We start from the raw sequence: 14,182 nt of genomic DNA, 5'->3' as shown, positions 1-14,182 counted from the left end.
CATCCGATACGTCGTGTTATTCAACGATTTCGGATGCGGTTTTTGCGTGCTCTGCATCGAATCAGTTCCAAGGCTCAGGAGGATACTCCACACTCGCTTGACAAGGCAACCAGTCATCCCCGGTGACGCTTCGCTTTGCCGTGGATGACAGCCTTAGGCGCTCGTTGCGGATATCCTCCTGAGCCCAAGCAAGAGTGCGGGAAGCCAGACGTTCCCGATGGGATACTACTCGTCATAAGTGCCTAAGGGTGGATCGCCTCCAGGCGATACGGGTCCCCTTGTAAAGCGAATGATGAGTATCCCACCGGGATAAACGTTTTCCCTGTGTTCACGTGCCCAGACGGTTCTATAAGAATTATTCATGAGAAACAAGACGCGATCGCGCTTGCTTAGAATGACTAACGTTGTGTAGAGTGTTTATCACCACGACCGGTTCCGCCTACTGCTTTGACAGTTAGGTCCAGGGCCGGTCTTCATCATACAGAAGGTACTCATGGGCGAGGACATCAAAGAATTTAAAACTTACAATGAGCAAGTAGATATCCTAGTCAGACGTGGTATGGACATAGAAGATCGCGACGAAGCGGTATTTTTACTTCAGCAGGTTAGTTATTATCGTTTGAGTGGTTATTGCTACCCGTTTCGGGAGTTTAAAAATAGCAGCCGTGCAGATACTTTCTTTCCAGGTACGCGGTTGAGAGATGTAGTTGACTTATATAGATTTGATTCTCGACTTCGTACAGAAACATTTACAGCTCTTACACCTATTGAGCTTGCAATACGTGCGCATCTTGGTCATGAACTAGGGTGTCTCGACCCTTTGATTCACCTCGATCCTTACAAGCTAGGGGCTACCGCTCGTAGTACTAAGTATGAATACTGGCGTAGACGTTATGAACATGAGCTTAAATCATCACGTGAAGACTTTGTTAAACACCACAAACAGAAATATGGCGGGAAGCTCCCAGTATGGGCTGCCACGGAGATTATGGACTGGGGAAGCTTAACTTATCTTTACGAGCTTTCACCCACTAGCGTGCAGAATACTATATCTAGTCAGTGCGACCTCACTGCGCCTCAATTGCGTAGCTGGCTTAAGGCTCTTAACATCGTGCGGAATATCTGCGCTCATCATGGGCGCCTTTTTAACAGGGTACATGCTATCTCGCCTAAGCTACCTGCTCAAGGTACCCACACTGATCTCGACTGCATAAATACCGATTGGAAACGCACTTTCGGGCAACTGACACTTGTTCAGCTTCTCTTAGATCGTCTCAACGTTGGTAATAAAAAGCTGTTACCGACAGTCGTACAATCGTTTCCAGAAGTTCAGATAGTCCCAATTTCACATATGGGAGCTCCTGATAACTGGCAAACGGCAAGTAGGCTCTGGAGCGTATAGCTGAAATAAGCATCGCCAAATTAAGGCATAGCAGGCCTTCTCACATCTAGTTAGCAACGTAGACGTGCTGTCGGTTCAGGTCCTCACGTTCGGCAATATCGAGCAACGCAGTAGCCATATCCGCTGGGGTAATCATCCAGCCGCGTCGAAGCGGCTTGTGGGCATCGAGCCGATAAGAGCCTTTAGCTTTCATCGGCTGAATGCGAGGTGCACGCACCGCCGTCCACTGCGCGGTGCTTTCCCACAAAACCACATCCATACGCCGCATATCATCGTAGGTCGCACCCAAAAAGTGCTGCAACAGCGGCAATACCACCCAGAGCTTGAAGAGCCCTTGATGAGCCCAATGTTCGGCGACCTCCGAAGAGATCACAACTAAACGTGATACCCCATGCTCTTGCATGGCGTCCAGAAGATTCTTCGTCCCGGCAGAGTAAAGGGTTGTCGGGGTTTTCGAGGTGCCAATCCCTACGGTACTAATGACCGCATCTACGCCTTGAAGCCAGGGTTTGAGGGCTTGAGCATCAAGAATATCTACAGCGCCCGTGGTGAGGTTCGGGTGATCGAGCTGAAGATTCTGCGGTTTCCGGGCAAGTGCAACTACCTCATAGCCACGCGCAAGCGCCTGTTCCACGACCAAACGGCCCACGTTTCCGGTAGCACCGGACACTAAAATTTTCATAGTTTTCGACTTTTGTTAGGGAATAGTGACCACAAGTTTACCGCGCACATGCCCCGTGCCCAGTTCCTTATAGCCGTCACGGATGGAATCAAGTTTGAACGGGTACACATGCGCTAAGGTCACGTCAATATCTCCCGATGCCACTAGATCGGCGACTTCTTTCAGGTCACCGGGCTGCGCATGCCGCGCCCCCGTAAACTGCGCGCCTTTTATCATCGCCTTCGGCGTAGGAATCAGCGTGCCCATCGCGGACCCTTTCAGGCCGAGCTCTGCCCCTAACGGGATATAGTCCCCGCCGTAGCAGTCAAGCATTTTCGTAACCGGGGTCGGTGCTGCCTTGAGAATACGTTCCTTCAAACCGTCACCGTATGCAACCGGAATAGCCCCCAGAGAGCGCACAAACTCCGCGTTTTTCTCCGAGGCGATACCGATAACTGTTGCTCCCCGATGCACCGCAAGCTGAACCGCCACAGCTCCCACACCACCGGATGCGGCACTGATAACCAGCACATCCTCGGGTTTCAGATCGATTGCACGGAACGCCCCGCACGCGGTCTCCCCGGCGACACCCAAGGCTGCGGCAACCTCAAAGTTCAGGTTCTCAGGTTTCGCAACAATATTCTGGGCAGAAGTCACCAGCTTCTCAGCCAGGGAGCCTTCCGTTACGCCGGAGCCGGGAGCGCTGCGCAGGGTTCCCAGTACCGCATCGTCCACAGCAACATTGTTCACACCGGGGCCGAGGGCATCTATCACACCAGAAAAATCACGCCCCACACCCTTCGGAAAACGTGCGGGACCGCGGCCAAACCACCAGGACGGGTGACGCAAACGGTTAATCGTCTCTACGACGCGAAGCGGCTTGAACCCCTCAAAGGTTTTCAGATCTATGGGGTTCAGTCCAACCGCTTTAACCGTCACACGGACTTCACCTTCGCCCGGCGTAGGCTCATCTGTCTCAACCATTTCTAGGACGCTGGGATCGCCATAGGCGTTGTACTGAATTTTGCGAATCATGAGATTTTTCCTTTTCACTGCGACTATCTGCCTACAACAAAGGCCGGATTCTCCACACATTGCGGAAAATCCGGCCTTCCAAGTTTTATGAGGGGGCAACAGAGGTCGACCTGAGTGGACCGACTGTGCCAAGCGTTCCTGTTTTAGACGACACCGGCACAACTTCGGTAAACGAAAGCATACACGCGCCGTCGTTCTTCACGAGCACGGGTTTCTTCACCTCAACGGTACGACGCTTTGCCAGCCACGATACCCCGGTTTCTGAGGCGGCGAGCGACTCAAGCATGCACATCACGGCGGGAGTCACCAGTTCCTCAAGGGTCTTACCCACCGTATTCGGCTGCCCGATACGATCCCCCAGTTCCGAGGTATCCCTACTCTCCATGAGCGTGCGCACATTCACCCAGCTGCCCCACACACCTTTGCCTTCCAGCAGCTTGGCGTTCTGCCCCACAGGAACAACCGTGGTGAAATAGGCGATGTCGTAGCGTTTATGGAAGAAGTCGGGCGACTGCCAGCGCGATACCGGGCGCAGCAGGTCTGTGCGTAGTTTCAGTCCGCATGAGGTTAAGAACTGCCCGAAGCTCTTGTCTTGATCGGCGATTGCCTCACGCTGACTCATCTGTTCTTCACCCGCGCCGCTCTCGGCGACGTTCTGCCCGTCCTCACCGGCAAGAAGCAGACCGGTCTCTTCAAAGGACTCGCGAATAGCAGCGATCACGGTGCGGCGCGCGCAGGCTACATTTTTGAATTTGAACTTGGCAGACCATTCATCGGGGGTCGGACCGTACCAGGGGGTTGCGTCGTCATCGCCGGAGGTCACGGTACCGCCTGGAAAAGCGACAACGCCCAAGGGTGAGGACCCCGGACGGTAGGTCAGAATGGTTTCAAGACCGTCTTCGCCGTCACGCACAAAGATGACTGACGCCGCTTGGCGAAGCGAGCATGCCCCTCCAGCATCCTCACCGCCTTCGGATACCCATGTTTCGGCGGCGGTGCGCATAAACTCCGGGATTTTATAAAGACGCTGAATCTGCTCGGTGCGTGCGGCAGGTACAGACGAGCGCCCGGTAAAGATGCGCGGCTTCTGTTCTTCACCAACCACCGGAACTACTCCGGTGTACAACTTCTGAGAAGGTGTCGTAGTCATGATCCTGAGAATATTAGACGTACTCGACGATGATTTCAACCTCAACGGGAGAGTCCAGCGGAAGCACCGGAACACCGACCGCCGAGCGGGCATGCGTACCAGCCTCACCAAAGATCTCACCCAACAGTTCGGAGGCGCCGTTGATCACCCCGGGCTGACCGGTAAATTCCGGGTCTGATGCCACGAACCCCACAACTTTCACGACCTTCTTCACCCGGTCAAGGTCGCCGATAACGGACTTCACGGCGGCAAGCGCATTCAGCACTGCAATAGCGGCGTACTTCTTAGCGTCCTGAGGGGTCACAAATGTTGAGTCACCCGAATCCGAGACTTTACCGGTGGCGGGCAGCTGACCGCTGACGAATGGAAGCTGCCCGGAGGTATACACATAGTTCCCGCTCACCACAGCGGGTACATAGGCGGCGACAGGGGCTGCGACTTCGGGAAGTTGGTAGCCAAGTTCACGAATGCTCAGTTCGTAACGGGATTCAGTCATAGGGTTCTCCAGGGATGTGGTTGGTGGCACGTGCGCCGCATATATGTAGTGTTGTGTAGAAGCATATCGCAGAAGGGACGCTAAACCCGGCAACCGGAGGATTCAGGTTACCGGGCGTGGTGCAAGGCTTTAGCCTTCAACTTTCTCGCGCTTGAGGTAGGCGATGGGGTTACCCTGGGTGGGTGCCACCATGTTACCTGCGGGGTTCGGTCCGCTGGGTGCGGGTGCACCGGGCAGAACCGCAACGAGTTCCCACCCTTCCTCACCGTAGTTATCAAGGATTGCCTTGGTGGTGTGCACGATCAACGGCACAGTCAAATATTCCCATTTCTTCATAGCTCTAGGGTAGTCCTGTTCCCCGGCTCGAACAAGGTCATTGCACTCTATTGCAGGTTCAACGCTCTAGGCGTAACAAAGGGGCAGAACGTGACGCCGAACGGTCACCTCGTGCACCGGATACGCCGGTCAGCCCCGCACAGAGTACATAACCCGCGAGATACCGCGGATTTTCGGGACATAGACGCGGTGTTTTCACGATATAACCAAGGATGCGCATCCGGCGCGTTGCCCGCGAAGACGGGAAACCGGCAAGTTAAACCTAGAGTTTAACCCTTTTGAGGGATGCGTTCTCAGGTGTATCCGCTAAACTGAATGAATGGCTTCACGAAAAAAATCGCGCGCGCAACGGCGTCGCCCCAGTGACTTTTTGCAGTTTGTGGCGTTCAGTATCATTGCCGGGTTCTTGGTAGCAATTATCGTGGTACCCCCGGCGGTAGGTGTTGGCATGGTCGCTAATGCCTCAATGGCGTGGTTCCAGGATCTTCCGGAAGATATTTCAGAAGGTCCTTTCTCACGCCCATCGACCCTGTACGCCTCTGATGGTAAGACCGAGCTTGCGACCTTCTTCGAGGAAAACCGCACAGAGGTTAAGCTCGATCAGATGTCACCGCATATGCGTGATGCCATTATCTCGGTGGAAGACCGCGACTTCTACAACCACGGTGCCGTATCAGCTATCGGCATTGGTCGTGCGTTCGCGAATAACTTCCTGAACCCGAAGAAACGTCAGGGTGCATCGACACTCACACAGCAGTACGTGAACAACCTGATCGTTGATTCCGATGTGCAGCGCGGCGCAGACCCCACAACCCTGGGCGGGAATAAAGGGTATCTCGATAAGATCAAAGAGATGAAGCTCGCTATCTCGATGGAGCAGAACAAGTCTAAAGACGAGATTCTTGAGGGCTACCTGAACATCGTGAACTTGGGCGGTACCAACTACGGTGTTGAGGCGGCGGCCCAATACTACTGGGGTATTTCCGCGAAGGATCTTTCGGTAGCCCAATCGGCCCTTCTCGCGGGTCTGGTGCAGTCACCGAACACCTATGACCCAACAACCCACCCCGATCTGGCGCGTGAACGCCGCGATGTGGTGCTTGGCACCATGCTTCGTGACGGTAAGATTTCACAGCAAGAATACGATGAAGCCATTGCATCGCCTATTAAGCTCAATGTTCATCCGCCTGAGAAGGGCTGCTCTGTTGCGGGCGAAAGCTCATTCTTCTGTAACTACGTGGTGAACTATGTTGCGCTCGACGAATCTTTCGGGGCAACTCCCGAGGAACGTTTGAACCTGCTCAACCGCGGCGGTTTTAAGCTTGTGAGTACTCTGAACCCCGAAGCGCAGAAGATCGCTAAACAGTCTGTGGAGGCCGTTCAGCCTGGTTCCACCAACACCAACAACGTGAACGCCGCTTTGACCAGTGTGGAGCCTGGCAGCGGTCGCGTGGTGGCGATGGCTCAGAACGCCGAATGGGGTAAACCCAAGGATGCGAATGACCACTCGCAAACCCAGTTCAACTTCAACGTAGATTCGCTCTATGGCGGCACCCCCGGATTCCAGCCGGGCTCAACCTTCAAGCCCGTGGTGCTGTCCCAGTGGATTAACTCTGGTCGAGGTGTGAACGCCCAAATCGATGGTACGGCTCTATCCTACCCAAGCAGCTTTGGGTGGAACGCCCGCTGTGTGGAGGGCGGTAAGTACTACTACCGTGACTCCGCTAACGGCTGGTCCTTCAAGAACGCGGTTCCGGGATACCAGAGCTGGGGTACGGTCGCCTACGGTATCCGCGTTTCGGCTAACTCCTACCTGTACTCGATGGTCAGTAAGCTCGACCTCTGCGATATCAGCGATATGGCAAATAAGCTGCACCTGCACGACGGTCTGGGTCAGCAGCTGTACGATCCGGGTCTGCTCAGTGCAAACATTGGTGGTACCAGGTACGGTGCTACCCCGCTGACCATGGCGAGCGCATACGCAACTTTCGCGAGCGAAGGTAAGTACTGTGAGCCGCGCCCACTTGAGAAGATTACTAAGAGTGACGGTTCGCCCATGAAGACTTACGAGTCTAAGTGTGAGCAGGCGATCAGCCCGGATATTGCTAACGGTGTGAGCTACGTGCTCAAGGGCGTGCTTGCCTCCGGAGGTTCAGCGCCTAAGCGCGCTATCGGTCTGCCGGATGCTTCCGCCGCGAAGACCGGTACGAACGATAACTCCTCGCAGACCTGGATGGTCGGTTACACCCGCGGCCTGGCAACTGCTTCATGGGTGGGCAGTAACGACTTGGGTTACCGCTCAATGAACGGTATTGCGATTAACGGTCGCGTGCTGGAGTACGTGGACGGTGCGACCTATGCGGGTGCCCAGTGGCAGCAGTTCATGCAGGCCATGGCACCGAAGTACAACACCGAGAAGTTTACTGAGCCCCCGGCATCGGTGACGTCAACAAACGTCAACGGTAACTAAGAGGGCGTACTGAAGAAAGGCACACGATGTGTGAGAGCGCATCCGGTGCCCGCGCATCCGTGGCGGCTTCTGAAGCGGCACGTGGTTCGCACTTCACACAGAGTATGGTGAAGTTTGCGGCTGCAGGGCTTGCTTTGGGGGCCGCCACGGCGGCGTATGGGCGCTTCGTCGAATTGAATAATTTTCAGGTGCGCGAGGAAACTCTCGCGGTGCTTCCGGTGGGGTCGCCGAACTTTAGGATTCTGCATATTTCGGATATGCATATGATTCCGGGGCAGAGGGCGAAGACCGAGTTTATGCATTCGTTGGCGGGCCTGAACCCGGATTTGGTGGTGAATACGGGCGATAACCTCTCACATGTGGGCGGGCTTGACCCTCTCCTGGAGGCGCTTGACCCTCTCCTGGATTTTCCGGGGGTTTTCGTGCCCGGCTCGAACTGCTATTTTGCTCCGGTGCTGAAGAATCCTGCACGGTATCTGTGGCAGGCGCGCACGCCTCAGGAGATTGAGGAAGGGTCGCGTATGCCGCTTCCGATTGAGCGTATGCATAACGCTTTTGAGTCGCGCGGCTGGGTAGGGCTTATTAACCGGTACGACGGCGTCACGTTGGGTGGGCTGCGCCTGGAATTTTCGGGGGTGGATGATCCGCATCTGCGTTACGATGCTCATCCGGGGTTCTCACCGCAGGCGTTTGAGTCTTCGGAGGTGCCGCGTATTCGTGTGGGTGTTGCCCATGCACCGTATATGCGCACTCTGCACAGATTTGTGCAGGATGGTGCCGAACTTATTTTTGCCGGTCACACGCACGGCGGGCAGGTGTGTCTGCCGGGCGGTCGTGCGCTCGTGAGTAACTGTGATTTGCCGCCGTCGCGGGCGAAGGGTGTGAGCTATCAGGGCGATGTTCCGGTGCAGGTTTCGGCGGGGCTGGGGACCTCACGGTTCGCGCCGGTGCGCCTCTTCTGTCCCCCGGAGGCGGTGCTCGTCACCCTCACGGCAAAGAACGGGTAGATTTTCTTCCCCTTCAGATTCCGCGAGCAGGTGGTTTTTGGTCGAGCAGGTAGGAAAATACTACCTGCTCGCGGGTTAAGACTAAGAGAACGGGTTAAGCTCACCGATAAGAACGGGACGCTCAGTGCAGAACCGTAGCGGGTGCATCCGGGGTGCCCCTCTATAATTAAGAGCACTAACGCTCACACCTTGTAGAAACGTTGAACCGCTAAGCAGGAGGAATCGAGCACGACCCGCACACACGCCCCCGGCACTTCTCGACGACGCAATCCCTTCCTGGAAACCGCCCCGGAACCTATTCCCGCACCCGTAAATTACGATGCGGGCGAGCGCGCGCCCCTCAAGTTCCTGCCGTATATTGCCCCGATTCGGTGGCGCTGGGCTATCGGCATGCTGGTCGCTGTTGGCGCGGCGATTCTCGAAATTTCTATTCCGCAGATGCTTCGGTTCATTGTCGATGAGCTTGTGCAGAATACAACCGAGGCGGGCGTCTGGATTGGCGGCGGACTAGTACTTTTGATCGGCGTGGGGAACGCATCGTTGGCTTATTGGCGGCGGTGGCTGATCGTGGATCCTACCTCCACGCTTGAAATCCGCATGCGCATGAACTTTTTCGACCGGATTTTACGGGCGCCGCTGAGCGTTCTTGACCGGTGGTCTTCCGGGCAGCTGCTCACCCGTTCCATGAGCGATTTGAGTACGATTCGCCGGTGGTTTTCGTTTGCGCTGGTGCAGATGACCTCGGTTGTGGTCATGTTCGTAACGGGCGGGTATTTTATGGTGACCGCATCCGCCCCGCTCGCGGTTATTTTTGTGGTGGCTATTCCGGTGCTGGTGCTGTCACTCATCAGCTATGTGCGCAAATATGAGGCATACACCCGCGAGATTCAGCGGCTCACCAGTGATCTTTCGACCCGCATTGAGGAGTCTGTGCGCGGTATTCGGGTGGTGAAAGCGCTGGGTCGCTCCCCCGAGCAGATTACCGAGTATACCCGCGATGCCGAACATTTGAATGAGGTGGAGCATCGCCGTGCCATGTTGGTGGCGCGCGTGGGGTTTTATCAGCGCGTGATTGTGGGGGCGGTGACGATGCTCGCCCTGCTGGTGGGCGCGCCGCAGGTGGCATCGGGTAGTCTTTCTTTAGGTGCGATGACCGCCTACTTTGCGGTACTGACGGTGGTGTTGGGGCATGTGCTCCGTTCGACTGCGCTGATGGCATCATATTTGAATTATCGGGTGGCGTTTGAGCGTCACGTTGAGGTGATGGCGGATCCCGGCGATGAACAGGTACGACTAGTTGAGGAGGAGACCGTGGCTTATCCTTCGGGTGGCGCAATTTCTGTGGCGTGTGAGGCGGTGAGCTTCAGCTATGCCGAGCAGGCGAACACTGTAGATGCCGTCGATTCTGATGCGAAGGCACGCGCGCACAAAGATTCCGCTGAGAATCAGGCGCGCACGGCTGAGGTTCCTGAGGAGCATTCCGGGCAGGATGGGGCTTCAACGGATCACGCCGAGCAGAGCGGTTTGGGCGGTTTTCTGGCGAAGATTTTAGGTTTTGCCAAGGGTTCGCAGGGTCACCAGGACAGTGCCGGTTCCGCACAAGAGGCAGATCCCGATCCTGCGGCGTTCCCGGAATTACAGGCTGATATGCAGGATCCAAGCCCCGAGCCTACGGAGCAGGAACGCGAGTTTGCGCGTGCACAGCAGAAGGCTGCAACCTCCAAAACTCCGTCGGTACTTCACGATATTACGTTTAAAGCTTTTGCGGGCGAGATTTTGGCACTCGTGGGGGCTACCGGCAGCGGAAAATCGACAATTCTCAACCTGATTCCGCGGTTCTATGAGCCCTCTTCGGGAAAGATTCTGCTGGGCGGTCGCGATGCCGCCGATATGCCGCTGCCTGAGGTACGCGCGCAAATGGCCTCTGTTTTTGAGGAGGCCGTGCTGTTTTCGGGGTCGGTGCGTGAAAATGTCCTGTTAGGGGTGCACGATCTTAGTTCTTCTGAGGAGGCGGATCAGCGTGTGCGCGCCGCCCTCACGATCGCGGCCTGCGATTTCGTGGACGACCTTCCTGAAGGGGTCAATACCATTATTGGCGAAGAGGGGTTGAGCCTCTCGGGTGGTCAGCGGCAGCGGCTTTCTTTGGCGCGTGCCCTGGCGGTTCGCCCGAGCGTGCTGCTGCTTGATGATCCGTTCTCAGCACTGGACGTTCACACGGAAGAGAAGATTATTGAGGCGCTGCGCACCGGGCACGAAGGACTGGGCGGGGCTACCACTCTGTTGACCGCGCATCGTCCTTCAACGGTGGCGCTTGCCGACCGGGTGCTGCTGCTGGAGGATGGCCGTATTACCGCCCAAGGCACCCACACTGAGCTTATGAAGCTGCCACAGTATCGCCGCCTGATGAGTTTGCAGGACGAGGATTAATGCCCAAGCGTCTCGTGCCGAATTCCGACGAACGCACGAACCTGACCCCCGAAGAGCGGCGGCAGGCTCGGAAACGTTCGTATCGTCTACTGCGCGAGATTTTGCGCCCGCATCGGCTGTCCCTGGCGATTTCGGTGGCGGCGGTGATACTTGGGGCGATCGCATCCGCCGTGCAGCCCTGGTTGATTGCGCGCGTGCTCGATACCGCGATTGAACCGCTCACCCGCGGCGACAGCACCCCGCTTATATTCTTTGTGGTACTTTTTGGGGCAACCGTGCTCGCTAACGGCACCCTGACATGGGTGAATGTGGTATATACGGTGAGGGTTTCGCTGGGTGTGCTGTTGAGCCTGCGCACGCGCGTGTTCCAGCATTCGCAGTCGCTGAGCGTCTCGTTCCACGAGTCATATACGTCAGGTCGCGTAATTTCGCGGCTGACAAGCGATATTGATACGATCCGCACCTTCTTAGACAGCGGTATCAGTCAGCTTGCCACAACCCTGCTGGGGATTGCGTTCTCAGTAATCGCCATTTTCCTGTTGGATTGGCGCATCGGTCTGCTTCTGGTGGCTATGACGGTTCCCATTTGGCTGATAACCCGCTGGTTCCGCGCCCGCTCAGAGACCGCATTCCGTGCCATGCGTAACGAATCTGCCCAGCTGACAAGCCGTTTTGTTGAAACCTACACCGGTATTCGAGCCATCAAGGGTTTCGGCGCAGAGGCGGATGCGCGCGCATCGTACGCACGCAATGCCGAACGGTACCGGGTTGCGGTCATGGATTCCATCAAGCTCTTTGGCATCTACTCCCCCGTGCTGATTCTGCTGGGCAATATTTTTGTGGCGGCGGCGCTTGTGATCGGTGGGTATGCGGTGCTCGGCGGCACAATGCAGGTGGGCACCCTGCTTGCGCTCATTATTTATGCGAACCGGGTGTTTGAGCCGATTATGACGCTCTCCGAGTTTTATAACGTACTCCAGTCGGCGTTTTCGGCGTTGGAGAAGGTTTCCGGGTTCTTAGCGGAGAAGCCGCAGATTCAAGACCCGCAGCATCCGGTAAGCCTGCCGCAGTCCCCCGCTGCGCCGGTGGGCACCGAGAGCTCGGCAGAGGCAGCCCCGCTGGGTGAGATCGTTCTTGAGGATGCCGCATTCGGCTACACTGCGGGTCAGCACGCGCTCATGCCTACGTCGCTGAGGATTGCACCGGGGCAGACGGTGGCGCTTGTGGGTGAAACCGGTGCCGGGAAGTCTACGATTGCCAAATTAATTGCCCGTTTCTATGACGTTGATACCGGCAGGGTGCTTCTCGACGGCGTGGATGTGCGTTCCCTGACCGATCAGGAGCTGCGCCGAAACGTCGTCATGCTCACCCAAGAAGTCTTTCTGTTCTCAACCTCGATTGCCGAGAACATTCGTTTGGGCAACCCGCAGGCGACCGACGACCAGGTGCGCCAGGCGGCGCAGGCTGTCTGCGCGGATGAGTTTATTCAGACCCTCCCGCAGGGGTACGGCACAATGCTCGGGCGCGGCGGTGTGAACCTTTCGACCGGGCAGCGGCAGCTTGTGTCTTTTGCCCGCGTTTTCTTGGCGAATCCGCGGGTACTGATTTTGGATGAGGCCACCGCATCCTTGGATATTCCCAGCGAGCGTGCTGTGCAGCGTGCGCTCAATGCTCTGTTGGCGGGGCGTACCGCCGTGGTGATTGCGCATCGTCTTTCGACCGTGCTGAATGCGGACCGGGTGCTGGTTGTTTCTGCGGGGTCTATTGTTGAGGATGGTTCACCACAGGAGCTGATTGCCGCCGGTGGCGAGTTTGCCGCAATGTACACCTCGTGGGAGGATGCGCGGCAGGATTCAGGCTCCCCCAGCGCCTAACTCTTATGCGCACGTTTATCTATTGTGATACATGCATGAGAGCCCTAAACGTCATAGTTCTTACCTGTAACCGTCTGAGTAGACACGGCAAAATTTTTTGTGGATGATAAAGGTGTCTTGCCGCTTCGTAGAGCGTGCAGATACTCATTCACTTAAACCCTTATAACCTCATGGAGGAAAATATGTCACGCAATGATGCGAGGAAGTTTCTGGCTCAGGGCACCGCTTCTGCACTCACTCTTGCTCTTGGCCTAACCTTTGCCGCTCAGCCTGCTTTTGCGGAAACTGCGAAGGCGGCGGACCCTGCGTCGAGCGCATCCGCGGCCCCCAGCGCACCGGCGGCTGAGGCGAACCCCGGACTCTCGGTAGATCCGACTCCTGCGGCGCCTGTAGTCGCACCGGCTCCGAGTGACGGCCCGTCTCCGGAGGCACCCGCACCCGCGCCGAGCGAAAAGCCAGCGGCGGTGGTCTTCAAGGATGTTCCCCAGACCCATATGTTCTATCAGGAGATCACGTGGCTGGGACAGACCGGTATTTCGACGGGTTGGCCCGATGGCACTTTCCGCCCGTCCCAGAATATTGAGCGCGCCGCAATTGCCGCATACTTCTACCGGATGGCTGGCTCACCCGATGTTGTTCTGCCCAAGCAGTCGCCGTTCACCGACGTTGCTCCGAGCGATCCCTTCTACAAGGAGATCGTGTGGATGCACCAGCAGCACATCACGACCGGCTGGTCGGATGGCACCTTCCGCCCGCACGATTCCGTTACTCGTGAGGCTCTGGCGGCGTTCTTCTACCGTGCCGCCAATATGAACGACGATGCGGCACCGACTCAGGCACCCTTTACGGATGTTAACTCGAAGAGCCCGTTCTACCGTGAAATCGCATGGTTTAAGGCCCAGAAGATCACGACCGGCTGGCCTGACGGCACCTTCCGCCCGCATGAGCCTGTTACTCGTGAAGCGACCGCCGCGTTTGTGTTCCGCTTCGCCAAGATCTAAGCGGATAATCTTGTACAGTCGCTGCGGGAAATGTTGAGCGTTTCTCTCCGGTGTCGCGTGTGCTTCCGCGTTTTTAGTGCATCAAGCAGAAGGCGGAAGCACACGCACAAGACACCGCGCCTACTCTCCTGGAAACTCAGGGTTTACAGGTTTTTGAGAGGGCTTATTCGTGTTGCTTTCCCCGTGCTCTTCGGCTATTATTGATGAGTTGCCTGCGGGTTGTCCGACAGGTTAACACCGGGATGTGGCGCAGCTTGGTAGCGCGCGTCGTTCGGGACGACGAGGTCGCAGGTTCAAATCCTGTCATCCCGACCAACCCTAAA

At 56.5% G+C, this 14,182-nt stretch carries 11 protein-coding genes and 1 tRNA gene; 7 read left to right on the top strand and 5 right to left on the bottom strand.

The window, feature by feature from the left end:
* The first annotated feature begins 493 nt into the window (after positions 1 to 493).
* A complete protein-coding gene (locus HMPREF2609_RS05615) occupies positions 494 to 1,402 on the top strand; it encodes an Abi family protein (RefSeq protein WP_070535502.1) in 909 nt (302 codons plus the stop codon).
* Between the two features lie 46 nt (positions 1,403 to 1,448).
* On the opposite strand, the gene HMPREF2609_RS05610 is transcribed toward HMPREF2609_RS05615, so the two are convergent.
* The 5 genes from HMPREF2609_RS05610 to HMPREF2609_RS05590 form a co-directional block, all read right to left on the bottom strand.
* Positions 1,449 to 2,084: an NAD(P)-dependent oxidoreductase gene (locus HMPREF2609_RS05610; protein ID WP_070535500.1), complete on the bottom strand. Its 636-nt coding sequence runs from the start codon at positions 2,082 to 2,084 to the stop codon at positions 1,449 to 1,451.
* A gap of 15 nt (positions 2,085 to 2,099) precedes the next feature.
* On the bottom strand, positions 2,100 to 3,098 hold the full coding sequence (locus tag HMPREF2609_RS05605) for an NADP-dependent oxidoreductase (RefSeq protein ID WP_070535497.1): 999 nt from the start codon (positions 3,096 to 3,098) through the stop codon (positions 2,100 to 2,102).
* An 85-nt stretch (positions 3,099 to 3,183) separates the two neighbouring features.
* Positions 3,184 to 4,248, bottom strand: a complete 1,065-nt coding sequence (locus HMPREF2609_RS05600) for an NUDIX hydrolase (RefSeq protein ID WP_070535494.1) — start codon at positions 4,246 to 4,248, stop codon at positions 3,184 to 3,186.
* A gap of 13 nt (positions 4,249 to 4,261) precedes the next feature.
* A complete protein-coding gene (locus HMPREF2609_RS05595; protein ID WP_013397767.1) occupies positions 4,262 to 4,744 on the bottom strand; it encodes a RidA family protein in 483 nt (160 codons plus the stop codon).
* 129 nt (positions 4,745 to 4,873) lie between these two features.
* A complete protein-coding gene (locus HMPREF2609_RS05590; RefSeq protein ID WP_004005495.1) occupies positions 4,874 to 5,080 on the bottom strand; it encodes a DUF4177 domain-containing protein in 207 nt (68 codons plus the stop codon).
* Between the two features lie 319 nt (positions 5,081 to 5,399).
* Here HMPREF2609_RS05590 and HMPREF2609_RS05585 point away from each other — a divergent pair, with 319 nt between their 5' ends.
* The 6 genes from HMPREF2609_RS05585 (at position 5,400) to HMPREF2609_RS05560 (ending at position 14,174) form a co-directional block, all read left to right on the top strand.
* A complete protein-coding gene (locus HMPREF2609_RS05585) occupies positions 5,400 to 7,550 on the top strand; it encodes a transglycosylase domain-containing protein (RefSeq protein ID WP_070535491.1) in 2,151 nt (716 codons plus the stop codon).
* A gap of 26 nt (positions 7,551 to 7,576) precedes the next feature.
* A complete protein-coding gene (locus HMPREF2609_RS05580; RefSeq protein WP_070535487.1) occupies positions 7,577 to 8,557 on the top strand; it encodes a metallophosphoesterase in 981 nt (326 codons plus the stop codon).
* Between the two features lie 390 nt (positions 8,558 to 8,947).
* Complete coding sequence (locus tag HMPREF2609_RS05575; protein WP_246825586.1) at positions 8,948 to 10,984, top strand: ABC transporter transmembrane domain-containing protein; 2,037 nt, start codon at positions 8,948 to 8,950, stop codon at positions 10,982 to 10,984.
* Positions 10,984 to 12,858 (top strand): ABC transporter ATP-binding protein, encoded by a 1,875-nt coding sequence (locus HMPREF2609_RS05570; RefSeq protein WP_070535481.1) that lies wholly within the window; start codon positions 10,984 to 10,986, stop codon positions 12,856 to 12,858. Before HMPREF2609_RS05575 ends, HMPREF2609_RS05570 begins: the two co-directional genes overlap by 1 nt.
* Before the next feature lie 182 nt (positions 12,859 to 13,040).
* Positions 13,041 to 13,859, top strand: a complete 819-nt coding sequence (locus HMPREF2609_RS05565) for an S-layer homology domain-containing protein (RefSeq protein WP_246825585.1) — start codon at positions 13,041 to 13,043, stop codon at positions 13,857 to 13,859.
* A 238-nt stretch (positions 13,860 to 14,097) separates the two neighbouring features.
* Positions 14,098 to 14,174, top strand: a tRNA-Pro gene (locus HMPREF2609_RS05560).
* The last annotated feature ends 8 nt before the right edge of the window (positions 14,175 to 14,182 follow it).

Source organism: Rothia sp. HMSC058E10 (genome assembly GCF_001809415.1).
GTDB lineage: Bacteria > Actinomycetota > Actinomycetes > Actinomycetales > Micrococcaceae > Rothia > Rothia dentocariosa.
The sequence above is the reverse complement of the archived record's forward strand: the minus strand, read 5'-3'. Positions and strand labels throughout refer to the sequence as shown.

Bases quoted from the DNA above. Each gene is read 5' to 3' on its own strand.
- HMPREF2609_RS05590 (WP_004005495.1), bottom strand. From the start codon at position 5,080: ATGAAGAAATGGGAATATTTGACTGTGCCGTTGATCGTGCACACCACC.
- HMPREF2609_RS05600 (WP_070535494.1), bottom strand. From the start codon at position 4,248: ATGACTACGACACCTTCTCAGAAGTTGTACACCGGAGTAGTTCCGGTG.
- HMPREF2609_RS05570 (WP_070535481.1), top strand. From the start codon at position 10,984: ATGCCCAAGCGTCTCGTGCCGAATTCCGACGAACGCACGAACCTGACC.
- HMPREF2609_RS05615 (WP_070535502.1), top strand. From the start codon at position 494: ATGGGCGAGGACATCAAAGAATTTAAAACTTACAATGAGCAAGTAGAT.
- HMPREF2609_RS05585 (WP_070535491.1), top strand. From the start codon at position 5,400: ATGGCTTCACGAAAAAAATCGCGCGCGCAACGGCGTCGCCCCAGTGAC.
- HMPREF2609_RS05605 (WP_070535497.1), bottom strand. From the start codon at position 3,098: ATGATTCGCAAAATTCAGTACAACGCCTATGGCGATCCCAGCGTCCTA.
- HMPREF2609_RS05565 (WP_246825585.1), top strand. From the start codon at position 13,041: ATGTCACGCAATGATGCGAGGAAGTTTCTGGCTCAGGGCACCGCTTCT.
- HMPREF2609_RS05575 (WP_246825586.1), top strand. From the start codon at position 8,948: ATGCTGGTCGCTGTTGGCGCGGCGATTCTCGAAATTTCTATTCCGCAG.
- HMPREF2609_RS05610 (WP_070535500.1), bottom strand. From the start codon at position 2,084: ATGAAAATTTTAGTGTCCGGTGCTACCGGAAACGTGGGCCGTTTGGTC.
- HMPREF2609_RS05580 (WP_070535487.1), top strand. From the start codon at position 7,577: ATGTGTGAGAGCGCATCCGGTGCCCGCGCATCCGTGGCGGCTTCTGAA.
- HMPREF2609_RS05595 (WP_013397767.1), bottom strand. From the start codon at position 4,744: ATGACTGAATCCCGTTACGAACTGAGCATTCGTGAACTTGGCTACCAA.